Genomic DNA, 24,745 nt, shown 5'->3' on the forward strand with positions numbered 1-24,745 from the left:
GGGTGGAAGAGTGGGCATAGGCACTACCGATCCGGCTACAGCATTTGAGGTGCGACAGGCTACCAGCGGATGGACCATGAACAGCCGCGTTACTGCAGCATCTCCTGGAGAGATTAATGGCCTTAAATTCTACTCGGGCTATCTTGGTGAAGATAAATGGGCTGGTATCTCCAGTGTTACCGAGGATCTGCACAGTAATAGAACAGGTTTTTCTATTTATACCAATCAGAGCGAAAAACTGAGGATCTCGGCAGAAGGGAATGTGGGCATTAGCACAAGTGCACCTAGAGCAGTATTAGATGTAGCTAAGTATGTAGGTTTTGGTAGTCTTGGTATTGTACTATCTAGAATGGGAGAAGGAGACGAAAACGGAGATGGAACTTACTTGGGGGTAAAGGGGTACGAAACCCAATTTTCCACTTACAATGGGAAAACTTTTGCATTGGAACATAGCTTTTACGGGCAAACAAATAGCTCAGTAAGTTTTTACAGGGGCAGTAGCGAAATAGGTGGTTTTATGACTTTCAGTACCAATAACAATAAAGAACAGATGCGAATAGATTCTTGGGGCAATATTGGCATCGGCATTACCAACCCTACAGAAAGGTTAACCGTTAATGGTAAAATCAAAGCAAATGAGATTAGGGTTGATGGCCAAGGCGCACCTGATTATGTGTTTGAAGACGGTTATAAAATCGAGAGTTTAACGGAAGTTGAGAATTATATCAAAGTGAATAGACATCTGCCCGAAGTGCCTTCAGCAAAGGAATTTGACCGAGATGGAATAGCTGTAGGGGAAATGAATAAACTGTTRTTGAAAAAGATAGAAGAGCTTACGCTTCATGTTATTGAACAGAATAAACAGTTAATAGAGCAGAACAAGAAAATAGATAACCAGAATTTAAAGATTATGAAGCTGGAAAAGAAGATGGATGGTAAAACCATCATGCACGAATAAACAACCCTAAATAGATATCAATGAAAAAGTATTATTTGATTATTTTATTGTTGTGTAACTTATTAACTGGCAAAATGCTTTTTGCGCAGAATTTAGGCGACAACCAGGGCGATTACCTGGAGATTGGTTCAAGAGCTGGTTTTACAAACAATGATTTTAAGAACAAGCTGTGGTTGTACCGATGGGTAAATGGTTCTGGCTGGACAAGCGCTGCCTTATTCGATGGAATAAGTATTGATGTTTCTTGTCTCATTCCCGGTGTTGATGCCCGTACCTGGTGGAAGCGAGATCCAGCTGGAGAGATCCAAAGTTGGGGAACCAGAAACGAGACTTACATGACCTTGAATGGCCCAAGACTTGGATTGGGCACTACTGATCCTAAAACCCTGCTCGATGTTCAATCCAATCAAAATGGTTGGATGATGAGCTCGAGGGTTACTGCGGCATCTCCAGGAGAGATTAATGGCTTTAAGCTCTATTCAGGTTATCTTGGTGAAGAAAAATGGGCAGGGATAGCCAGTGTTGCCGAGGATCTGCACAGTAATAGAACAGGTTTTTCCATTTATACCAATCAGAGCGAAAAATTGAGGGTCAATGCCGATGGTAAAGTAGGAATAGGAACCAGTCTGCCCGAATCAAAACTTCGTGTAGTTGGTGGTGGAGTAGTAATTGGCCGAAATGCAACCGGCAATGATACCGACGGAAATCTGAGTATAGGGGATATCAGTATGAACTCTAGCCCAAATCCTGGTACGTGGACGTATGGAACTAATATGTTAATATCAGGTCTTGATTTTACCACAATAGGTTTTCATGATGCTGGCCAACGGGTTGATTTTATAAGAAGCGGACAGGGAACTATTGAGTTGGGCTACGACGGTGGCTGGGGGCATGCCAATATTGGTTTTCCGAATGGAGTATGGAATGCAGCCGGTAATCTCGGAATAGGAACAATAGCGCCTAGCGCAACGTTGGAAGTTTTAGGCACTGCAAAATTTGGCGGCCATAATGCGAACCTTGATGTATCCGGAAATCCCGCCGCATATCAAAACTTAGCAGGCACTGGCAAAATGCTTATCGGTTGGAACAGAAGAGCTGGTGCAGGAGAAACAGATTTTATAGCGAATGAAGGCGCTGGCAGTGAAGGTGGATTTGCTTTTTATAGTTATAACAATGCCAGCCAGGAGAGGCAGCTGTTAAGAGTTTTAGGCAATGGAGATGTTGGGATCGGAACAAGTACGCCAACCGAAAGGCTCACCGTTAATGGTAAAATTAAAGCCAACGAGATCAGAGTAGATGGAAATGGTCAGCCAGATTATGTTTTCGAAGAAGGGTATAAAATTTCATCACTCAAAGAAACCGAGCAATATATTAAATTAAACAAACACCTGCCCGAAATTCCGTCGGCAGCAGATGCTGCCAAAAATGGGATAGCCCTTGGTGAGATGAATAAACTGCTTTTGAAAAAGATAGAGGAGCTTACCCTGCACCTGATTGAAAAGGATAAACAATATGGCGAATTGCTCAATGATGTAAAAAAGCAGGAGTTACGCCTTCGCCTATTAGAGAAAAAGCTAGACAAATAGTAACTTGGGTAGAACCAAATAGTAAATAAAAACCGGTAATGAAAAAGTGGCTCTTGTTATTAATATTGTGTGCAAATGTAAGGCTTTACGCACAGCAGCGGCCACAATATAGCCAATACCTGCTTAACAGTTACCTGTTAAACCCTGCGTTAAGTGGTATCGAAAATTATACCGATGTTAAGCTTGGTTACCGGCAACAGTGGGCAGGTTTGCAGGATGCACCAAAAACTGCTTTTGTATCTGCACATTGGGCCTTAGGTGATGAATATTTATGGGCCAACGCGCTTTCGTTTGAAGGCGATGGGAACGACCCACGCTCGAGAAGTTATACCCAAAACTATACCGCCTCGCCAGCGCACCATGGCCTGGGTTTTTTGGCCGTATCTGATAAAGCTGGTCAATTATCAACCACCACCTTTGATGTGAGTTATGCCTATCACATGCAATTGGGCAACAAGCTTAACCTCTCATTAGGTGTTGCCGGTGGATTAAGCCGTGTAGCAATAGATATTAATGCCCTTCTGCTCGAAAATCCCCGCGATCCAGCTTTAAACAATGCAGCTAATGCGCAGTTATTGCCCGATCTCTCTGTAGGCATGTGGCTTTACGGCGCTAATTTCTTTTCGGGGCTTTCCGTTCAGCAGATTTTGCCGCAAAAGCTAAGTTTTTCAGGTGATGAACAATACAATACCGGAAAACAGGTTGCACACGTATTTCTGAATAGCGGATATAAGTTTTACTTAGCCGAAGATTTAAATGTTACCCCTTCGGTATTATTTAAATACGTACCCCATGTTCCCCTATCGGTAGATGTTAATGTTAAAATGGGATTTAAAGACCGCATCTGGGTCGGTGCTGGGTATAGAAAACAGGATGCCCTGAACATGATGGCAGGGTTYAACATCAACCATCTTTTTAACCTCACCTATAGCTATGATGTAACAACTTCTACCCTAAACCAGGTAAGTAGGGGCAGCCATGAAGTTGTGCTTGGCCTGCTGCTTAATAATGTGTACAAAGTGGTGTGTCCACAGCGGCTATGGTAAGTTACCTGATCAGGGTAATCGACCCGGTAAAACGCACGTCTTTATTAAAAACATCTATTCCATTTAATACATAATAATAAGCGCCTACCGGTACAGGTTTATTGCGCCAGTTACCATCCCATGAGTCGAAGATATTGGTGGTAAAGAAAACTTCGTCACCGTAGCGGTTAAATATCTTAAAATTAAATCTTTTTAAATTGGTCACATTAACATTCAACAGGTCGTTGATGCCATCCCCGTTGGGCGAAAAAGAATTGGGGATCTGCAGGGCGGTTCCATCCAGCAGCACTAAATTATCAATGGCGAATATATCAACGCAGCCATTTGTGGTAAATGCACGAAGTTCGATTTTATAAGTGCCTTTTTTTTGATAAATGTGCGTAGGCTGATGATCTGTAGAAGTTTCGCCGTCACCAAAATCCCATTCAAAGCGGTCGGCATCGCGCGATCGGTTTATGAAAGTAATGGGCGTAGGAGCTGCAAATTTACCAGGGATAGGTGGGTCGGTTTGGAAACTTGCCACCGGATTTTTAACAATCTCAGGGATATTAATTGTAGCGACGTCGCTATAGCAATCGCCAACTTTTACTGTTACCGAATAATCACCAGATTGCGAAAAACTGTTAATTGGGACACTAACAGCTGCGGTAGTGGCACTAAAGTTGGCCGGGCCAGACCAAAGATAGGAGGCGTTTGGTGTTTCGGGGATATTGAGTTCCATGGTGCTGCCTAAGCAGAAACTGGTTCTGTTGGCAGAAATAATAGGTTTATCAGGTTTTAAAGCCACATAAAAAGCGTAACTACTAACCGTGCGGCACCCTCTTACCGAAAATGCTTCGAGGGTTACTGTCTTTGTACCGGCAGTGGCATAGGTGATTTCTAAAGGTCCGGTTGTGTTTGCTGTTGCCAGGCTGGCATCTGCACCAAAATTCCAGTTTAAACTATTGTAATTACTTGCATCAGCCGTGAATATGAATTTTTGGGTACGCATGCAGGCATCTTCAGTCTTCATCACAATAGTTGATTTAGGACCTACAAATTCTCCGCTGCCATCAAAAGAAAGACTAAACCCATTGTTTTTGTTCGAGAAATTATCGATCAGTAAAGCATATTGATGCCCTTCGATCATATCAATCGCTTTTACAAAGCCATCCTGATTTGGTGAGCAGCCTCCTTGTTCGCTAAGGTCAACCGAGCTGCTGTTGGCACCTGTAATGTAATACCTTGGGCTACAATCAACACCGCTGCCAGCCGCACAGCGGATGGAATTGGCAGACGAAGGCACGGCAGGCGCTGTGGCTGGTCCAAGATCATATAATACCCAATCAATATCATCGGTAACTGCAGTCGGCGTAATCGTAAAGCCTAAAGTACCTGTATTGGCTGCTGTCCAGGTGTACCACGCACTGTTCGATTCGATGCTTAAACAGGTTCCCGCAGCCTCGCGGTTATTAATTCCGGCCCCGCTCACCTTAAGCTCCGTAAAACTATCTTTATTACATAAAAGAGATGCTGATGAGAAATCCTGTCCGGGTTTGTTTGGTGGGTTATAGCTGTTCACACAGAGTTTAAAACTTCCTGTGGCATCATTTTCTGCGCTGATGCGCAGGTAATAGGTATTGCCAATAATAAGCCCGCCCTTATAGGCAGTAGTAATGTTCTGATCTGTGGTCATCGAACCGATCTGTTCAGTAAGTAAATTGTCCTTATAAGTATAAAAGGCAATGAGCGGATTAAGCAATGTGTTGGTGTTTCCTGCCGATTGTCCGGTTACGGTGGCAGTAATATCGGTACCGATTGCAGTAAAGCTGAACCAGATATCTTTCCCTTCGCTATTCCAAAAACTTCCCTTTCTATAACCACTAGGAGTAGCGTTAGTGCTGGTAAAAGCTGCATCGTTAGAGCAGTATACCGTAGTATTTTGAATTGGTGTGGCCACTTTCACGTCATCATTTGCAGGATCCTGTGCCTGAACTTTTAAAATAAATGAAGCGAAAAACAGCAATAGCGATATGCGTATTAACATAGGTTGGTATGGAGCGTTAGGACGTAAAAATATTGATTATAAAATGATTGGTCAATAGCTGAAAGTAGAGAAAATATGCACAAATCTTCAGAATTTGGGATCGTTCTATAATTCACTTTTATCATATTTGTAAAACGATGATTCATTTTAAACATTAATCTTAACTAATATTAAAAAAGTTGACGATACAGCCATTAATCGAATATTTTAAAAAGTACCTTCCTTTAAATTCCGGGGAAATAAACTTGCTTGCCGAAAGAACGACACACAGAAAAATAAAACGGAGACAAATGATCTTACAGGAAGGCTTTGTTTGCAAACATTATACGTTTGTTGAGAAAGGCTGCTTTAAAATGTATGGCATCGATGAAAAAGGGACGGAACATAATCTGGGGTTTGCAGCAGAGAATGATTGGGTTGCTGACCTTGGAAGTTTCTATTCGGGAAGACCTAGCAAACTTTTTATAGAAGCAATTGAACCTTCCACTATTCTGCAGATTGAACATCAGGACTTGCTTTATCTTTATGTGAATTCACCAAAGTTTGACAGAAATTTTCGGGTAATCGTGGAAGAAAAGTTCATTGAACTTCAAAACCGCTTGTTACAAAATTTCAGTTCAAATGCAGAGCAACGCTATCTGGATTTCCTGGCACAATATGCAGCGCTAGCTTCAAGATTACCCAATACGCAGATAGCTTCCTATCTGGGCATCACGCCTGAATTTCTCAGCAAGATCAGAAAAAATATATCATTGAAATAACATCTATCCTTAAACTACATTAAGACTATTTCTTAAGCTTGTTTATTGGCTAGAAAGGTAATTACGGCCCATCTTTACATTATAAAAACAAGTGCATATTACAAGCTAAAAAATAGAAAATGGGAGTAACAAAAGAATTTTTTGATCAATTTTTACAGTTCATCAATACTGCTGACGAAAATTTAGCACAACAATTAATAAGTCCGGCAGCGAAGTTCCATGTGCCTTTTCAGGCTGAGCCGCTACAAGGTCCTAAAGGTTATTTAACGATTATCGGAATGATGCGCAGCGGCTTTCCGGATATTCAGTGGAATATTGAAGAGATGATCACTGAGAATGATAGGGTAGCGGTTAGATTTACCATGAAAGGAACGCATAAAGGAACTTTCTTTGGCGTACCCGCAACTGAAAAACCTATTGCAGTTGCAGCAATAAATTTTTACCKTTTGTCTGACAACCAGATCATAGAAGAAGTAGGGCAACCTGATCTGCTTGCTTTATTGACTCAAATCGGAGCTGTACCCGCAATTTGATTCYTCCAGGCCAGAAACAAACCTGGATTCATGGTGATTTAGTACTGCTTATCACAATAAATTGGCTGATACCAGGATCGAGGTTCTCTACCTTTTCTAGCGCAAGTCTTAGTGGTTTGGACAATGTGGGCTGGCTGACTTGTGCCTTAAAGGATTAATGTATTAATTTAACGGAAGCACAAGTCAGGCCTTTGCTTTTGCCGGGGCGCTAAGACTTGCGCTAGATGCGGCACCACCGGATTTTTTGGTTTTGTTTTGATGAAAACAGACTATTCATAGTTCTTACTTTTGGTCAGCTTTTTTAAAAGTATCCAATTCATATATTGGGCGTTCCAAATCATAGGGAATTTCTCGTTTGCTAAACTGCTGAAAATATAACAAACAAGCGTCCTTCCAAACCTGTGCATCACGGCTTTGGATCTTGAGCTTGGACTGTWCGGATTTGAACCGCTCATCATCAACCAAGCCCTTGGTACTGTCCCAAATGCGTTGGAAAGCACGAACATGTTGCAAACCCGAATCGTAACGATAACAAAGCGCTGTCCAAAGGTCGTTTCCGTTTTTAAGTTTATAATCCCATGGCACATGGTGAAACCACAACAAATATTCTTCCGGACAACTTTCTAAGCTGTTAAATGTAGATCGGAGTGGTTCATGGTACTGCTCAACGGCATTGCTACCAGTGCTGCTTCTGTTAAAGCCCAGTCCTAAAAGGTCTGCATTGTGGTAGTATACAGAGGTCCAGTCGGCCCTGATGGCTTTATTCGAGAACCATGGGGCAGGCCCGTAATGGTGGCCTTCGGCAAAAATGTGGTGCAATCCTAAAGGCATCATATAATCCACAGCCGCTGCTCTGCTCTGCATCATCATCTCTTTTATCGGTTTTACAAAGGTTCGCTCCATTTTCTTTTCCGTTGGACTTAAAAAAGTTTGCCTAACCCATTCATCCGCAATATCTTCACTCTTAAGTTTATTGTCCCAGGCAAGCCGGCCAAAAGCGTACCAGTTGGCCTGTGCAAAAATATGCCCGGTCCAATTCCGCTCCAGGCCAATATTGGATACCCCTGCAATTGCACTGAAGGTGCGTTTATCCAATGTCCCATCTGTACAGGCCGCTACAGTGCTGCCCTTACCGTTTCGGTAGGTATCGCTTTGTAAACACTCTTCCCAAAGGGTAGACAAAAAAACGAGGTGATTCGACCAGCCCAGATATTCCTGAGTGATCTGAAACTCTGGCATTACAGGGGTTTTAATCATGGCTCCGAATAAGGGACTGAATGGCTCTCGGGGCTGAAAATCAAGTGGTCCGTTTTTGATCTGGATAATTACATTTTTCTTGAATTTACCATCAAATTTTAAAAACTCATTATAGGCTTGTTTCGTACGATCTTCATTACTTGGTTGATATACAAAGGCACGCCACATTACAATCCCTCCAAAAGGGGAGAGTGCATCAGCCATCATATTGGCACCATCAACATGTGTCCTTCCGAAATTTTGAGGGCCAGGTTGCCCTTCACTATTGGCTTTTACAAGGAATCCTCCAAAATCAGGAATAAGTGAATAAATTTCTTTGGCCTTAGCTGCCCACCATTGCCTAACAGCAGGATCAAGAGGGTCGGCGGTTTTAAGTTTCCCAACTGTAACGGGTGAGGAAAAGTTGACCGATAAATAGACTTTTAAGCCATACGGGCGCAATACTGTGGCAATAGACTGAACCTTTTGGAGATAGGCTGTGGTGAGGATTTTTGCTGAAGCATTTACGTTATTGAGTACTGTGCCATTTATGCCTATTGAGGCATTGGCTCTTGCGTATTCTTTGTACAAAGCGATGTCTGCCTGGCTAAGTTGAAGCGAAGAATCGCCCTGCCTCCAAAATATCGAAGCACCAGCATACCCGCGTTCTACAGAACCATCCAGATTATCCCAATGGTTAAGGATTCTTCTTGAATAGGAGGGATTGGACGCATAATTTTGATCAGACTTTCCTAAATACTGCCTTCTAAGGAGCTCGTAGCTTCCATAAAGGATACCCAGATCCGTTTTAGCGGCAATTTTATCGCCTTCCAAACGAAATCCATCATTGGTAACCGAGCCATCTTTAACAAAATCAAATTTTAGTTCTGCGCCATCTTTTCCCAGCCACCCGTTTTTAATTTCTTGTGCAGCAATGGTTAATACCGGCGACTTTCTTGGTGATACCACCTTCACCTGCTTGGTAGCGGTATTGCGGAGCCAAAGTTGGTGTCCATCTTCAGCCTTCAGAAAATGGGCAGTAGCTGTAATGATAATCAATAGCAGGCTAATCTTTTTCATCTAGTTGATTATTAGTTTTCTGGTTACAATATTACCGCTTGTTTTCAGCTTCTCATCGGGCTGGCTTCCACCAATTGATAATGTGACCTCGCCTTTTAGTGGTCTTTTTGTTCCTTTATCATCAATATAACTAAGTTCATCAGGTGATAATTTAAAATGAACAAGTTTGCTTTCACCAGGCGCCAGGCTAACCCTTTGATATCCCTTAAGGGCTTTTTTAGCTGATTTGATTTTTAAATTGTTGTGCATCACATACAACTGGGCAACCTCATCGCTCTGCATTTTACCGGTATTGGTGATCTTTACAGACAAACTTGTTCCTTTGCCTGATTTAAGGTTTGAAGGTAAGATAAAGTTGTGATAATTAAATGTAGAATAGCTTAATCCATATCCAAACCCAAAAAGAGGTATGCCTTTGAAATACCTATAGGTCCGATTCTCCATATTATAATCATTAAAATCTTTTAGATCCTTGTCACTCTTATAAAAGGTTACCGGAAGTCTTCCTGAAGGGCTGTAATCACCGAACAACAAATCAGCTACTGCAGTTCCTGCCGATTGGCCGCCATACCAGGCATTAACAATGGCGGGTATATTTTCGGCTTCCCATGGAATGGCGATGGCGCTTCCTGTCATCATCACAAAAACAACTGGCTTGCCACTCGATTTTAAAGCTTTCATCAGTGAGGTTTGTGCCTGGGGAAGCATGATCGAGGTTCTGTCGCCTCCATTAAATCCAGGTACATTTACTTTCATTTCTTCGCCTTCGAGCTGTGGAGAAATGCCGCCCACGAATATAAATGCATCTGCATCGCGATGGCGTGCAACCAACTCAGTAAAATCTGTGCGCCCAAAGGTACCTCCCGCAAAGCGGACCTTTGCTCCACCCTCACCTTGCCAGTATTCCATTTCAATTTTGTATGTAGAATCCTTCGAAACAGGAATTTTATACGTTTTAGCGCCCCACCTGTTTTTAGACCAGGCATCTAAAACTTTTTGCCCGTTTACCTTTAAACGGTAGCCATCATCCCCATCTACTTCAAAGGTAATTTCCTCTGACTTTAAAGCTTTAAACACCGTGCTAAACCTGGCCGAAAAATGGTTGGCCGCCAAACCTTCGCCAATTTGCTCGCCCTCTTGCCAGTTGTGGTTTATTGATTCTTCGAACCGTGTTAAAAAAGGTGCTCCCTGCAGTTCTATACCCTTGTAATATTCGGCCTTGAAACCCTTGTGACCATCTGCGGTTAATTGGTTCTCTAAATTTCGATAATGTAGAATCGTATCGCTTGCAAACGAAATTGCCTGCTCATATATCACCTCTGTTTGATTTCCCAGTTTATCTTTTATGCCCTGAAGAACCGTTGTAATGGTTGAGGGGGTACCATTGTAATTTCCAAGCACCGAAATATCATTATTGGCATTCGGACCAAGCACCACAAGTTTCTTTAGATTCTTTTTTAACGGAAGTGTGTTTGATTCGTTTTTTAACAAAACCATCGATGCCCTTGCCATTTTAAGTGCATGTGCTTTGTGGGCACTGTTTTCTAAAACTGTTATTGGTGTATTGGCGTATTTCACCATCGAAGGCGGATCGAACATGCCAAGCCTGAACCGGATCATGAACAGTCTTTTTACCGATACATCAATATCTTTTTCTGTAATAATACCGTTTTTAACCGCAGTAAGTAAAGCTTTATAAGCATTAGTTCCACAGTCTAGATCAGTTCCATGAAAAACCGCATCAGCCGATGCACTTGCTGCGTCTTTATGGGTTTTGTGATTTTTAAAGAAATCATCAATGGCCCAACAATCTGAAGTAACATAACCCTTAAAACCCCATTTTTTTCTTAAAATGTCGGTCATTAAAAGATCGCTGCCACAACATGGTTGCCCCTGAAATGCGTTATAAGCACACATCACTCCGGCAACTTCCGATTTCGTAACCAGTTTTTCAAATGCTGGCAAATAAGTATCCCAAAGATCAAAGGCACTAACATCTGCATTGAATACGTGGCGTAAAGGCTCGGGTCCGCTGTGTACAGCATAATGTTTCGCACAAGCCGCCGCTTTCAGGTACTTTGGGTCATCGCCTTGCAAACCCCTTACAAATGCATCGCCCAGTGTAGCAGTTAAATAAGGATCCTCTCCATAGGTTTCCTGACCGCGTCCCCATCTCGGGTCTCTAAAGATATTGATATTGGGTGTCCAATAGGTGAGTCCCAGATAGCGTTCATTCGTACGGCCAAGCGCAACCGCTTTGTTGTAAATTGCCCGCCCTTCCAAAGCAGAATAGTCTGCCATTGTAGCCAGCGCTGCAGGATCGAACATGGCCGCCATAGCAATGGCCTGCGGGTATACGGTAACCTTAAACGGCGTTCTGGCCACTCCGTGCAGTGTTTCATTCCACCAATCGTAAGCCGGAATTTTTAATCTTGGAATTGCAGGTGCTGAATTAAGCATCTGAAAAACTTTTTCCTCAAGTGTTAATCTGGACACCAAATCATCAACCCTTTTATCAAAAGGTAATTTGTAATCGTTAAATGGATATTCCTGTGCCTGAATTGGACAGATAACGTGTAGAAGGGCTAACGTGGTAAATATTGTTAAAAATAAGAATCGTCTCATATATTTGGTTTTCTTAACTTTTGCAAGTTCCAAATAGTTTCACTTCGGGATGTGTACGTTTCGATAAAAATCTGTGACAAATGTTTCGATCTAGCTGTTTGGACCCTTTAAATTTTATTTCATCCGATGATTAGGACGAACATAGGGGGATATTGAACATTCATTGCTATAATTTTCACAATTGACTTAACGCTCATCAGATAATCAGGCTATTTTAGCTGGAATTTGAAAACCATGACAAGGTTTTTAAAATTGTCTTCATTGATGGCAAAGCATCAGGAATGATAAATAAAAGCCAAGCAGTACCTAACCTATCAAGGTGAAAATATCGTCATCAAACAAACTGATTACTGACCAAATAAAAATAATAATGAAATTTAAAGCCCTCTTCCTATTGTTATCAACACTGGTTTTTGCGGTGCATTTTAAATCGCAGGCGCAAAATCCAATTATCAAACAAATGTTTACTGCTGATCCGGCACCACTGGTATATAAAAATAAAGTTTATCTGTATGTTGGGCATGATACCGCAACGGTGAAAGATACCAATTATAAAATGCCCGATTGGCATGTGTTCTCGTCAAAAAATATGGTCGACTGGGAAGATCATGGCATGCTGCTTTCGCCAAAGGCATTTTCATGGGCCGCGGGAGATGCGTACGCCGCTCAGTGTATTTACAGAGATGGAAAGTTTTATTGGTATGTATCAACAGGCCACCAAAAAAACAAGGAGAGTAAAGGAGGGATGGCGATCGGTGTGGCAGTTTCTGATAGCCCTGTTGGGCCATTTAAAGATGCAATTGGCAAGGCTTTGGTAACCAATGAGATGACTACCGATAAAAAGCATGGTTGGGATGACATTGATCCCACTGTTTTTATCGATGATGATGGGCAGGCTTATCTGTATTGGGGCAATGGAAGTTGTAAAAGTGTCAAACTGAAAAAAAATATGATCGAGATGGATGGAGAAATCCAGGTGCTTGACATCAAAAACTATATTGAAGGTCCATGGGTTTATAAAAGAAAAGGCAATTATTATCTGATCTATGCCGGCGCGGGAACCAAACCCGAAATGATTGAATACTGTATGGCTAAGGGGCCACAGGGGCCTTGGGTATACAAAGGTATTATCCAGGGAAATGTTCCCAACAGTTTTACTACTCATCCTGGTGTTATCGATTTTAAGGGCAAATCTTACTTTTTTTACCACAATGGCTCTTTGCCCACAGGTGGTAGTTATAGAAGGTCTATCTGTGTAGATGATATGCATTATAATGAGGATGGCACTATACAGAAAATTGTAGAAACCACTACCGGTGTTAGCCCGGTAAAAGGCAGATAAATAGCTAATAACATACCCTTAACCTAACCAGATATGAAAAAAACAAATAAATCCCTCTTCGTAAAAATAACATTGCTTTTTGTCAGTTTAAGTGCTTATACGCTTGATGGTTTTGCTCAGCAGATCGTGTCCAGTGGCCCAGAGGGCTTTGACGTCATTCAGCCTGCAATTCCGCACGGAAAAATCGATACTTTGACCTATTCGTCAAAAACTGTCGGCAATAACCGTAAAGCATTGGTATACACGCCGCCAGGTTACACTAAACAATTAAAATATCCGGTTTTATATCTTTTGCATGGTATCGGAGGTGATGAAAAAGAATGGCTTAATGGAGGTAATCCCCAGGTGATTCTGGATAATCTTTATGCCGCCGGTAAGTTGGCACCTATGGTGGTAATTATGCCGAACGGCAGAGCCATGAAAGATGACCGTGCCATTGGGAACATTATGGACAAGGATAAAGTGCAGGCCTTTGCTACTTTTGAGAAAGATTTAATTAATGATCTTATTCCTTTTGTGGAACGGAAGTTCAGCGTGTATAAAGACCGCGAACATCGGGCGATTGCAGGTTTATCAATGGGGGGAGGACAGGCTTTGAATTTTGGATTGGGAAATCTGGATAAATTTGCCTGGATAGCTGGCTTTTCTTCAGCGCCGAATACCAAAATGCCAGAAGTGCTTGTACCTGATCCAAAAAAGGCCGCAGCCATGCTCAAGTTGTTATTCATCTCTTGCGGAGCTAGTGATAACCTCATTATCAACAGTAAGCGTACGCACGATTATCTGACTAAAAACAAGGTGCCACATATCTATTTTATCGAGCCTGGTTTTCATGATTTTAAAGTTTGGAAGAATGGGTTATATATGTTTTCGCAATTGCTATTTAAACCGGTTGATACCACTACTTTTTCAAAATATCCGGTAGCAGGTGCGCCGGCCTCAACCAATATTGGGTCTGGCGGCTATCCGCAGATTACCGATGACCATAAAGTTGTTTTCAATCTTTCGACGCCCAATGCGCACAGTGTTCAGGTAGATCTGGGCCGAAAGTATGATATGGTCAAAAATGAAAATGGCAGATGGACCGTTACAACCGATTCTTTGGGTGAAGGATTTCATTATTATTCGCTCATCATTGATGGCCTTCCTGTAGCAGATCCGGCAAGTAAGTCTTATTTCGGAATGGGGCGCATGGCCAGCGGAATTGAAATTCCTTTTTCAAAAGGCGACTATTATGCGTTGAAGGATGTTCCGCATGGCGAGCTCCGGATTAAAAAATATTACTCAAAAATAACCAGGTCATGGAGGCAGCTGTATGTTTACACACCACCTTTTTATGATGCACAGGTAAACGAGAAATACCCGGTACTTTATATCCTCCATGGAGGGGGAGAAGATGAAACCGGCTGGGCCAACCAGGGTAAAACAGATCTGATTCTCGACAATCTTATTGCCGCTCAAAAAGCCAAACCAATGATTATTGTAATGCCCAGTGCAAATGTAGGTGGAGCTGCCTTTGGCGAGGCTAGCTTAAAAATCTTCGAATCAGAATTGAAAGAAGTGATTATTCCATTGGTTGAAAGCACTTACCGCACCAAAACCGATGCGCAAAACAGGGCATTGGCAGGTTTATCGATGGGTGGGATGCACACGCTTTATACCGGGATTAACAATACCGATAAATTCGCATACCTGGGTGTATTCAGTTCAGGATGGGTTGTGCCGCGTCAAAATACAATTGCCGACCTTCAGTATGTAGGGATGAAAAACAACCGTGAAAAAATCAATGCCAACCTAAAGCAATTGTGGATTGCCATGGGCGGGAAAGAGGATATTGCCTATAATAACTGCCAGATGATGATGGATAAATTTAAAGCGCTGAATATCAATTTTAGTTATCACGAATATCCGGGAGGGCACACCTGGCCTGTTTGGCGGAATAACCTTTATCAATTCTCCTCGACCTTGTTTAAATAAACCTTCTTAGTAAAATTATATGTTGACATTCCCAAAATACGATCTTTTGCAAAAGCATTTCCTTTGCCTGGGCGTTTCTGTCCTATTTAACATTGGCTTCTGTGGAAATGTTGGGGCGCAAACGGGATTTTATGCCAATTCGTTTCCTTTAAAACAGGTAAAACTGCTTAGTGGACCATTTGATCACGCCAGAGACCTTAACATAAAAACACTATTGGCTTATGATGTAGATCGGTTGCTTTATCCTTACCTTAAACAGGCAGCGCTTCCTACAGATAAAAAAGGCTATGATAACTGGGAAGGGCTAGATGGGCATATCGCCGGACATTACCTTAGTGCACTTGCACTTAATTATGCCTCAACAGGTAATCCAGAATGCAAAAGCAGGATGGAAAAAATCGTAGCAATATTGAAAGCCTGCCAGAATAAAAATACCACTTCACATTCAGAATGGGGAATAGGATATGCAGGAGGTGTTCCCAATAGTAAGGAGATCTGGATGAAACTTAAAGAAGGAAACTTCAAAGCTTATCAAGCTGCCTGGGTACCCTGGTATAATGTTCACAAGACTTTTGCGGGTTTGCGCGATGCCTGGATTTATGGGGAAAGTAAAGATGCGAAGGAGGTATTTTTAAAATTCTGCGATTGGACGATAGCCATTACCTCGAAGCTTAATGAGCAACAGATGCAGCAAATGTTAGATACAGAACAAGGTGGGATGAATGAAGTATTGGCTGATGCCTATCAGATTACCGGCAATAAAAAATACCTGAACGCAGCGATGCGGTTTTCTCATCAGCAATTGCTTACGCCTATGGCCAACGGGCAGGACAACCTTGATAATAAACACGCCAACACCCAGGTTCCAAAAGCAGTTGGCTTCCAACGGATCGGAGAATTGAGCCATCAAGGGAATTATGATCAGGCCAGTCAGTTTTTTTGGGAAACAGTAACAGGCAAAAGATCTTTGGCCTTTGGTGGAAACAGCCGCAGGGAATTTTTTCCAAGTGCTGTTGCCAGTGCTGATTTTGTAGATGATGTGGAAGGGCCAGAAACCTGCAACACCTACAATATGCYGAAACTGACCGAAGGACTTTTCAGGGAAAAACCCGATGCAAAATATGTTGACTTTTACGAAAAAGCCCTGTATAACCATATTCTTTCGTCCCAACATCCCGAACATGGTGGCTATGTTTATTTTACGCCCGCCCGGCCAAGGCACTACCGCGTATATTCGGCACCGAATGAAGGTATGTGGTGTTGCGTGGGCAGTGGTATGGAGAACCACAGCAAGTACAACGAATTTATTTACACCCATCAAAAAGATACTTTATACCTTAACCTGTTTATTGCCTCTGAACTCAACTGGAAAGAGAAAAACATTACAATAAGGCAGGAAACTACTTTTCCGGATGAGGAAAAAACCAGACTGGTTGTCGCAGATGGAAACGCCCGGTTAATGTTGATGATCAGAAAGCCATCATGGACCGGTAAGGAAATGATGGAAGTGAAAATCAATGGTAAAAAAGCCGACTATAAATTGCTTCCGAATGCTTATCTGGGAATTGGCCGTAACTGGAAAAAAGGAGATGTGGTAGAGCTGAGCCTGCCCATGAAAACCACCGTTGAACGGATGCCTAATTTGCCTGAGTATGTGGCAATTATGCACGGACCGATTTTATTGGGTGCTAAAACTGAAACAGCAGCACTTAAAGGACTGGTAGCAGACAATAGTCGTTGGGGGCATATCGCCAGTGGCAAAAAACTGCCCATTAATAAGGCACCTATTCTTATTGATGAGCATGTTGACGATATCGGCAAGAAAATCGAGCCAATAAAAGGTCAGTCGATGAAGTTCTCTTTTGTGAATGAGCGGATAGAAAATCCTGAAAAAATTACCCTGGAGCCTTTTTACCGCATTCACGATTCACGTTACATGATGTACTGGATGGCACTCACACCTGGCCAGTATGCCGCTTACCTCGATTCTGCTACCCGTGTAGAAAATGAAAAACTTGCATTGGAAAGCCGCACAGTGGATTTTGTTGCACCAGGAGAACAGCAGCCAGAGGTAGATCACCAGATGAAAAACAATAATTCCCACACCGGATCTTATCTGGATCAATTTTGGCGCAATGCAACGGGAAATGGTTTCTTTAGCTACGAAATGAATACCGAGGGTGCAGATCAGCTGGCCCTAAATGTTCGTTACCATACGAGTGGCGGCCGTGATAAATTTGATATTTATCTCGATGATCAAAAACTGGTTGGTGTAGATGCGGGGCAGGGGCCACAAAAAACAGGCTTCTATAACCAGGAATACCCAATCCCTGAAGAAATGCTAAAAGGCAAAAAACGGATTTCGGTTAAATTTTCACCTTCAGATGGAAAATCAACGGCAAGGGTATTTTATGTGAGGTTGGTAAAGAAATAACTAAGGGATGAAGACTATGGTTCTGAAGGCTGAGTGGGGCTGTGGATCAGGAAAAACCACTCCAAATGAACGGATATCAGGCATGGTAATGCCTAATGTCATTAAGTTAAGCCATCGGCATAAGTGAAAATAATTTAACCACGACTTGTCCCGATTTTCGGGAGATAGAAGATGCTCACAGATATAAAAATCTGTGTTTATCTGTGCGCATCTGTGGTTAAAAGCGCTTAATTTACTAACATTGTTGTAATGCCAGCAGTTTAAAAATAACGATTATGAAATTTAACAATTAGCCCCCTTTGTCAATGAATATCCATAACATGGTACTGAGATTCAGTAAGATAATTTTATTGCTTTTTACAGGCACTTTGGCATTTGCACAGGTGCCTGAAAAATCAAAATTAAAGCTTTGGTACGAAGAACCTGCAGGTGCTGTTTGGGAAAATGCACTTCCTGTTGGTAATGGCTTTTTAGGGGCAATGATTTATGGCAACGTGGCAAAAGAAGTGATAAAGCTTAATGAGCATAGCCTGTGGAGTGGTAGTCCCTATCAAAATGATGTTCCGGAAACTTTGAGCCATTTACCTGAAATCCGCGCACTCATTTTTCAAGGGAAGCATAAGGAAGCTGAAAACCTGGCCAATAAAATCATGTTTGGGAAAAAATCATCCGGACAAATCTTTCAGCCAGCAGGCAATCTTCAACTCGTTTTCCCTGGTCATGAAAAGTATCAGAACTACTACAGAGAACTCGATATCGAAAATGCCCTAAGTAAAACAAGCTATAATATTGGCGATGTAACCTATACCCGAACGGCTTTTGCCGCACACGGTAATCGCGTAGTGGTAATGAAACTTACCGCCACTAAAGCCGCCAGCATTTCTTTTACCGCAAATTACACCACGCCCCATAAAAAGGTTTCAATCAGTACCTCTGCTGTTAAAGATCTGGTAATGGAAGGGTTAACCAGCGATCATGAAGGTGTCAAAGGGCTTGTAAAATACAACGTAATCAGCAGATTCAGCAATGAAGGGGGTACATTAAAAGCTACCGATTCGAGTATTGTTGTTGAGCATGCCAATGCGGTAACCATTTTCATTTCCATAGCTACCAATTTTAACCATTATAATGACATCAGCGGCAATGCCGCTAACCGGGCATTGGAGTACCTGAACCGGGCCTCGGCGAAATCTTATGATAAAATTCTGGCTAACCATCTCATCAACTATCACAAATACTTCAATCGTGTTCAGCTTGATTTAGGGGGGAGCGAYGGTACGGACTTACCAACAGATAAAAGGTTAATGAATTTCAGGAATACAACAGATCTTCAGTTTGTTAATCTATATTACCAGTTTGGCCGCTATCTGTTAATCAGTTCTTCTCAGCCTGGAGGTCAGCCTGCCAATTTACAAGGCATCTGGAATGATAAGCTTTACCCTCCCTGGGACAGCAAATACACCATTAATATTAACGCCCAAATGAATTATTGGCCCGCAGAGCCGACCAATTTGCCCGAGCTGCACCAGCCCTTTCTTAAAATGGTAGGTGAAATGGCCGAAACGGGCAAGGCCACTGCTAAAAACATGTACGGCGCAAGGGGCTGGATGGCGCATCACAATAGCGATATCTGGAGAAGCACCGGCCCAGTGGATGGTGCATTCTGGGGAATCTGGAACGGTGGCGGTGGCTGGGCCAGTCAGCATCTTTGGGAACATTACCTTTATGGAGGAGACCGCAAATACCTTAAAAGCATCTATCCTGTTTTAAAAGATGCAGCAACTTTTTACAAAGATTTTCTGGTGCTGCACCCAACTCTGAAGTATTTGGTGGTTAATCCAGGTACTTCTCCTGAAAATGCCCCTGCGGCACATGGAGGCTCCTCTATTGATGCGGGTACCACCATGGATAACCAAATTGTTTTCGATGTGTTTTCTACCGCTATCCGTGCTGCCAAAATACTGGGAGTTGACAATGTTTTTGCTGATAGTTTATTGCAGATGCGCAATAAGTTATCGCCTATGCACATTGGTAAACACGGCCAATTACAAGAATGGCTGGATGATATAGACAGTCCAAACGATAAACACCGACATATTTCTCACCTTTATGGTTTATTCCCTTCCAACCAAATTTCTGCCTACCGTACGCCCTTACTTTATGCTGCTGCAAAAAATACCTTGCTTCAAAGAGGCGATGTATCTACAGGATGGAGTATGGGCTGGAAAATAAACTGGTGGGCAAGGATGCAGGATGGAAATCATGCTTACCAACTGATTCAAAACCAACTCACACCACTAGGCGTTAATCCGGGCGGTGGTGGCACTTACAATAATCTTTTTGATGCCCATCCACCTTTTCAGATAGATGGTAATTTTGGCTGTACCTCTGGTATTACCGAGATGCTGATGCAAAGTGCTGATGAGGCATTGCATTTACTGCCCGCTTTGCCAGATGTATGGAAAGAAAAAGGTTCCATTAAAGGGTTAAGGGCCAGGGGAGGCTTTGAGGTACTCAGTCTCGAATGGTCTAATGGGCAGGTAATCAAAGCCGTAATTAAATCAACGCTTGGCGGAAATTTACGGTTAAGGGTTCCCAATGAAATGAAAAGCGACCTTATTGAGTTGAAAAATGCAGTGGGCACTAATCCAAATATGTTCTATTCCATTGCCGAAACCCAGGAACCTATTGTAGCGTCCGAAGCCCGTTTAACCGCTACTCCTTTGAAAAAGACTTTTGTTTACGATATATCAACCAAACCAGGCAGGTTGTATACGCTGCTACTCAAATAATTAGATCTCATGAAATTTATCCGTTTATTTATCATTTTCACCCTTGTAAATACCTGCATTTATGCACAGGAAGCAGTAAGCTATCATGTTTCCAGTCCTGATGGGAAAATTGTTCTCACCTGCAATCCCGCTCAGGGAACCTACAGCATTGCCAGGAGTAAAAAAACAATCTTACAAAATTCTAAACTGGGCATTATCCGAGAAGATGAAGACTTTACGAGGTCATTAAAAGTTGTTGGGAGTGCGGAGCGAAAATTGAAAGAGACCTATGTAATGCGCAATGCAAAAAAGAAATCGATTACCTATACCGCAAATGAATTGGTGATATCGACCAAAACGCCAACAGGTAAAAGAATGAATATTATTTTTCGTGTTTCTAATGATGGGGCCGCCTTTCGTTACGAATTTCCGGAAAAAGATCAATCGTTAAGAAAAATAAAGTCAGAACAGACAAGTTTTCACTTTGCCGAAGGTACGTTGGCCTGGTTACAGGCCAAAGCCGAGGCACAAACGGGATTTGAACATACCAATCCTTCCTACGAGGTATACTACAATATGGCTATCCCGGTAGGTACGCCATCTTCCAGTGCTAACGGGTGGGTATATCCGGCTTTATTTAAAACAGGCGATACCTGGGTGATGCTTACGGAAGCAGGACTGGAAAGAAATTATTGTGGAACCTCTTTGCAGTGTTTATCACCTGGCGGAGAATATCGGATCAATTTTCCCCAGGAAGCTGAAAAAATAAAAGGAGGAGCCCTTTATCCCGAATCTACGCTTCCATGGATTACGCCCTGGCGGATCATTGCAATAGGCGATCTGGCTACAATTATGGAATCAACCCTCGGTACAGATCTTGCTCCTGCATCCAGATTAAAAGATTTATCCTTCGTAAAGCCCGGAAAAGCCGCATGGAGCTGGGTGCTGGAAAAGGATAAAGCGACGATATACCCTGTTCAGAAAAAATATATTGATTACGCTGCCGATATGAACTGGCAGTATTGTTTGATCGATGCAAATTGGGATCAGACTATTGGATATGATTCGGTTGCGGTTTTGGTTGACTACGCAAGAAAAAAAAATGTGGGCATGTTGCTCTGGTATAATTCAGCAGGGGATTGGAATACCGTAAAATTTACACCGAGAGATAAACTGTTAACGCATGAGAAACGGGTGAAGGAGTTTAGCAGGCTTGAAGAAATGGGCGTTAAAGGTATCAAAATCGATTTTTTTGGTGGCGACGGACAATCTATGATTGCTTACTACCATGATATTTTAACCGATGCCGCCGCCCACCATTTGTTGGTCAATTTTCATGGGGCTACACTGCCCAGGGGATTGCAACGGACTTATCCAAATTTAATGACCGCAGAAGCTGTACTGGGATACGAAATGATCACATTCGGGCAAGATGCGGCCAACAAAGCACCTCAACACATGGTTGCCAGTGCCATGATCAGAAATGCATTTGATCCGATGGATTTCACGCCGATGTGTTTATACAAGATCCCCAATATTGAACGACAAACAACCGCTGCATTCGAACTGGCTACATCAGTGGCCTTTTTATCAGGCATACAGCACTATGCCGAAACACCGGATGGGATGAGCCATGTACCTGTCGAGGTTAAAGATTTCTTAAAAGGGTTGCCGGCACAATGGGATGATGTAAAATTTATTGATGGATACCCGGGCAAATTATATGTTGTAGCCAGAAAATCGGGTTCCAAATGGTACGTTACAGGATTGAATGGAGAACCACTCGACAAATCCCTTGCGTTAAATCTCACTTTTCTTAAAAACAAAGCAGGTAAACTTATTTCTTCAGGAAACGATAGTGACAGCCACAACGGGTTTGTTGCCAAAGAAATAAAAATATCAGCTTCTGGAGAATTGAAAATCGACCTCAAAAAGAATGATGGTTTCGTAGCTGTTTTTGAGTAAGTGAGTTCGATTAATATTTAAATCATAGTGAGTGTTTACAGCTGCTTTACCTCACGCGATCGTCATGCTGAATTTATTTTATTAGCAGTTTTCATTATTTTAAAGGTCTAATAGCTACTACGTGGTCAGCATCTTTCCTGCTATTAAGACCCTGAAATGAAGTTACTGCGTAGCTTTCCGCTGCGCTACAGGTCAGGGTGACGACACTAATACTAAAATATCTAAAGAATAGCCCTAAAAGCACATTATTAATAGAATTCAAGTTTATAGCACCAACAACATTCAAAATTTCGGGTTTTTGAAAAGATCATTACTGCAATTTTTTATTGCTTCGAAAAAAATAAATAATCGAAACGGCCTCCCTCAATATTTGTTGTCGTTAAAGATTATTGAAGTGGCTTTTTGTTGCATCTGTTTAGTTTACAATCGATTGCATAAAACGGCTTTGTGTTTTGTGGTCGAAGGAATTACCTCGTTTAATAATCGTTTTTAGTCGATCCTTTCCTTTGAACATTTATTCCATATTTATGAACAATTGACACTTCCGCTTTTCTTCTCATCGAATAACTTTACTTCTATCATGCTTGTCTGCTCCTGTTAAGAGATACACATTATCTAGTTTTTTGGATAACCAGTCCGCTCATTACTGCGTGAAGCATGAATTTTAACCATTATAAACCAAATTTTTATGAGGAATGAATTTTTACAGTTTTTTGTAAAGCCTGGTGCAGGACTTTCCAAATGTCTAGCCAAACTATCACTGATTGCTTTTTTTGCACTTTTTGTGGTTGCCGCACATGCACAAACCCAAGTAAAAGGGCGTGTTGTGGATGATCAGGGAAAACCCCTTCCAGGCGTAAGTATACTGGTCAAAGGAACCTCAGCCAGTACAACAACCCTGGGCACAGGAAACTTCAGTATTGCGGTTCCAACAAGCAATTCGGTACTGGTGTTTTCTTACATCGGATTTACAAGTCGCGAGGTTCCGGTGAGAAATCAAACCGAAATCAATGTGACATTACTCCCGAGCGCGGCTGAACTTGAACAAGTTGTAGTGGTGGGTTATGGAACCCAGCGCAAAGAATCGGTAACTGGTTCTGTGGCAAACATATCGGGCGATAAAGTTCGTGAAATACCCGCACCCAACGTGGCACAGGCTATCCAAGGTCGAATAGCAGGAGTAAACATTTCACAAACTTCTACCAAACCTGGTGCAACCATGCAGATTCTGATCCGTGGTCAGCGTTCACTTTCAGCCAGCAATGATCCGTTGGTGGTGCTTGATGGGATTCCATTTCCAGGCTCTATTGGCGATATCAATCCCAACGACATTAAAAGTTTAGATATTTTGAAAGATGCTTCCGCTACTGCGATTTATGGCTCAAGGGGAGCGAATGGAGTGATATTGATCACCACTAACCGTGGTCAACAAGGAGCCCCCGCCAAAGTATCCTATAATTCATATACTGGTTTACAAACCCTTTTTGCCAAATATCCAATGATGGATGGGCCAGAATTTGTGGCCCTGCGCAAGGCAGCTGGATTATTTACAACCAATGGCGCAGATGAATCTAACGACGTAAACACCGATTGGCAAGATTTATTCTATAATAAATCGGCAGTTGTAACCAGTCATGATGTTGGTGTATCTGGTGGATCTACTACTGGCAGCTACAGTTTTGGGGGCGGCTATTATCAGAATCAAAGCCTGATCCCAACCCAACAGTACACCCGGTATTCAATGAAAGCATCCATGGATCAGCAAATTGCCAGTTTCTTAAGGATTGGATTTACCACCAATAACAATTACAACTTAAGTGAAGGCAACCAGCTCGGCGTTTATGGCATCCTTAGCAATTCGCCTATCGCAAATCCTTACAATGCAGATGGCAGCCTGAAAAGAACAATCAGGATGCCTCAGGATGAATCGTGGATCTACACCCGCGAACTCACCAAGAATCTCAGTGATAAATGGCTTAATGAAACGCGTGGCTTTGCTACCTATAATTCATTTTATGGTGAGGTTAACATTCCATGGGTAAAAGGACTAAAATACCGCACCAATCTCGGTCTTGATTTTATCCAGAGCAACAATGGTAACTATACAGGCGTTGGAATTGGAAGTGCCACTGCCACTACGGTTTCTACCGCTGGGGTTAGCAATTCGCAAACCTACCACTGGACACTTGAGAATTTATTGACTTATGACAGAACCTTCTCAGAAAAGCACAACATCAATGTAGTGGCCTTATATTCTGCTGAACAGAATAAGTTCAATTCCTCATCCATGTCAGCACGTGATATTCCGTCTGATGCTTTTCAGTTTTACAATCTTGGACAGGCCAATGGAGAGTTAACAATCGGTAACGGGAACTATAGCTTAAGTGGACTTATGTCTTACATGG

Annotated in this window: 14 protein-coding genes; 11 read left to right on the forward strand and 3 right to left on the reverse strand. The window is 42.2% G+C overall.

What is annotated here, in order from left to right; all coding sequences use genetic code 11:
• From AC1DND_RS00580 to AC1DND_RS00590, 3 genes are all read left to right on the forward strand, one after another.
• On the forward strand, positions 1-958 hold a 958-nt coding region (locus AC1DND_RS00580; RefSeq protein ID WP_477578231.1), incomplete at its 5' end, for a hypothetical protein.
• Between the two features lie 20 nt (positions 959-978).
• Complete coding sequence (locus tag AC1DND_RS00585) at positions 979-2,544, forward strand: hypothetical protein (RefSeq protein ID WP_477578233.1); 1,566 nt, start codon at positions 979-981, stop codon at positions 2,542-2,544.
• 38 nt (positions 2,545-2,582) lie between these two features.
• On the forward strand, positions 2,583-3,590 hold the full coding sequence (locus AC1DND_RS00590) for a PorP/SprF family type IX secretion system membrane protein (RefSeq protein ID WP_477578235.1): 1,008 nt from the start codon (positions 2,583-2,585) through the stop codon (positions 3,588-3,590).
• A 1-nt stretch (position 3,591) separates the two neighbouring features.
• Here the strand turns inward: AC1DND_RS00590 and AC1DND_RS00595 are convergent, their stop codons facing one another.
• Positions 3,592-5,616: a PKD domain-containing protein gene (locus AC1DND_RS00595; RefSeq protein WP_477578237.1), complete on the reverse strand. Its 2,025-nt coding sequence runs from the start codon at positions 5,614-5,616 to the stop codon at positions 3,592-3,594.
• Positions 5,617-5,861: 245 nt separating this feature from the next.
• On the opposite strand from AC1DND_RS00595, the gene AC1DND_RS00600 reads away from it, so the two are divergent.
• Entirely contained in the window at positions 5,862-6,377 is a 516-nt protein-coding gene (locus AC1DND_RS00600; RefSeq protein ID WP_477578254.1) for a Crp/Fnr family transcriptional regulator, read from the forward strand.
• 119 nt (positions 6,378-6,496) lie between these two features.
• Positions 6,497-6,910 (forward strand): ester cyclase, encoded by a 414-nt coding sequence (locus tag AC1DND_RS00605; RefSeq protein WP_477578239.1) that lies wholly within the window; start codon positions 6,497-6,499, stop codon positions 6,908-6,910.
• 282 nt (positions 6,911-7,192) lie between these two features.
• On the opposite strand, the gene AC1DND_RS00610 is transcribed toward AC1DND_RS00605, so the two are convergent.
• Entirely contained in the window at positions 7,193-9,226 is a 2,034-nt protein-coding gene (locus AC1DND_RS00610; RefSeq protein ID WP_477578241.1) for an alpha-glucuronidase, read from the reverse strand.
• Positions 9,227-11,851, reverse strand: coding sequence for a glycoside hydrolase family 3 C-terminal domain-containing protein (locus AC1DND_RS00615; RefSeq protein WP_477578242.1), 2,625 nt, complete (start codon positions 11,849-11,851; stop codon positions 9,227-9,229).
• A 370-nt stretch (positions 11,852-12,221) separates the two neighbouring features.
• Between AC1DND_RS00615 and AC1DND_RS00620 the strand changes: the two genes are divergently transcribed.
• The 6 genes from AC1DND_RS00620 to AC1DND_RS00645 form a co-directional block, all read left to right on the forward strand.
• A complete protein-coding gene (locus AC1DND_RS00620; RefSeq protein ID WP_477578243.1) occupies positions 12,222-13,193 on the forward strand; it encodes a glycoside hydrolase family 43 protein in 972 nt (323 codons plus the stop codon).
• Positions 13,194-13,226: 33 nt separating this feature from the next.
• Positions 13,227-15,170 (forward strand): alpha/beta hydrolase-fold protein, encoded by a 1,944-nt coding sequence (locus AC1DND_RS00625; RefSeq protein ID WP_477578245.1) that lies wholly within the window; start codon positions 13,227-13,229, stop codon positions 15,168-15,170.
• 19 nt (positions 15,171-15,189) lie between these two features.
• Entirely contained in the window at positions 15,190-17,604 is a 2,415-nt protein-coding gene (locus tag AC1DND_RS00630; RefSeq protein WP_477578247.1) for a glycoside hydrolase family 127 protein, read from the forward strand.
• 320 nt (positions 17,605-17,924) lie between these two features.
• The gene (locus AC1DND_RS00635; protein WP_477578248.1) at positions 17,925-20,396 is read left to right on the forward strand and encodes a glycoside hydrolase family 95 protein; all 2,472 of its coding nucleotides are present in this window, start codon (positions 17,925-17,927) and stop codon (positions 20,394-20,396) included.
• 9 nt (positions 20,397-20,405) lie between these two features.
• Positions 20,406-22,340, forward strand: coding sequence for a glycoside hydrolase family 97 protein (locus tag AC1DND_RS00640; protein WP_477578250.1), 1,935 nt, complete (start codon positions 20,406-20,408; stop codon positions 22,338-22,340).
• A 688-nt stretch (positions 22,341-23,028) separates the two neighbouring features.
• Positions 23,029-24,745 (forward strand): SusC/RagA family TonB-linked outer membrane protein (locus tag AC1DND_RS00645; RefSeq protein ID WP_477578252.1); only part of this gene is annotated, 1,717 nt, incomplete at its 3' end.

This window comes from Pedobacter sp. 01N416, from assembly GCF_056399685.1.

Excerpts from the sequence above, each read along its gene's own strand:
- AC1DND_RS00585 (WP_477578233.1), top strand. The coding sequence starts at position 979 with ATGAAAAAGTATTATTTGATTATTTTATTGTTGTGTAACTTATTAACT.
- AC1DND_RS00595 (WP_477578237.1), bottom strand. The coding sequence starts at position 5,616 with ATGTTAATACGCATATCGCTATTGCTGTTTTTCGCTTCATTTATTTTA.
- AC1DND_RS00615 (WP_477578242.1), bottom strand. The coding sequence starts at position 11,851 with ATGAGACGATTCTTATTTTTAACAATATTTACCACGTTAGCCCTTCTA.
- AC1DND_RS00620 (WP_477578243.1), top strand. The coding sequence starts at position 12,222 with ATGAAATTTAAAGCCCTCTTCCTATTGTTATCAACACTGGTTTTTGCG.
- AC1DND_RS00625 (WP_477578245.1), top strand. The coding sequence starts at position 13,227 with ATGAAAAAAACAAATAAATCCCTCTTCGTAAAAATAACATTGCTTTTT.
- AC1DND_RS00640 (WP_477578250.1), top strand. The coding sequence starts at position 20,406 with ATGAAATTTATCCGTTTATTTATCATTTTCACCCTTGTAAATACCTGC.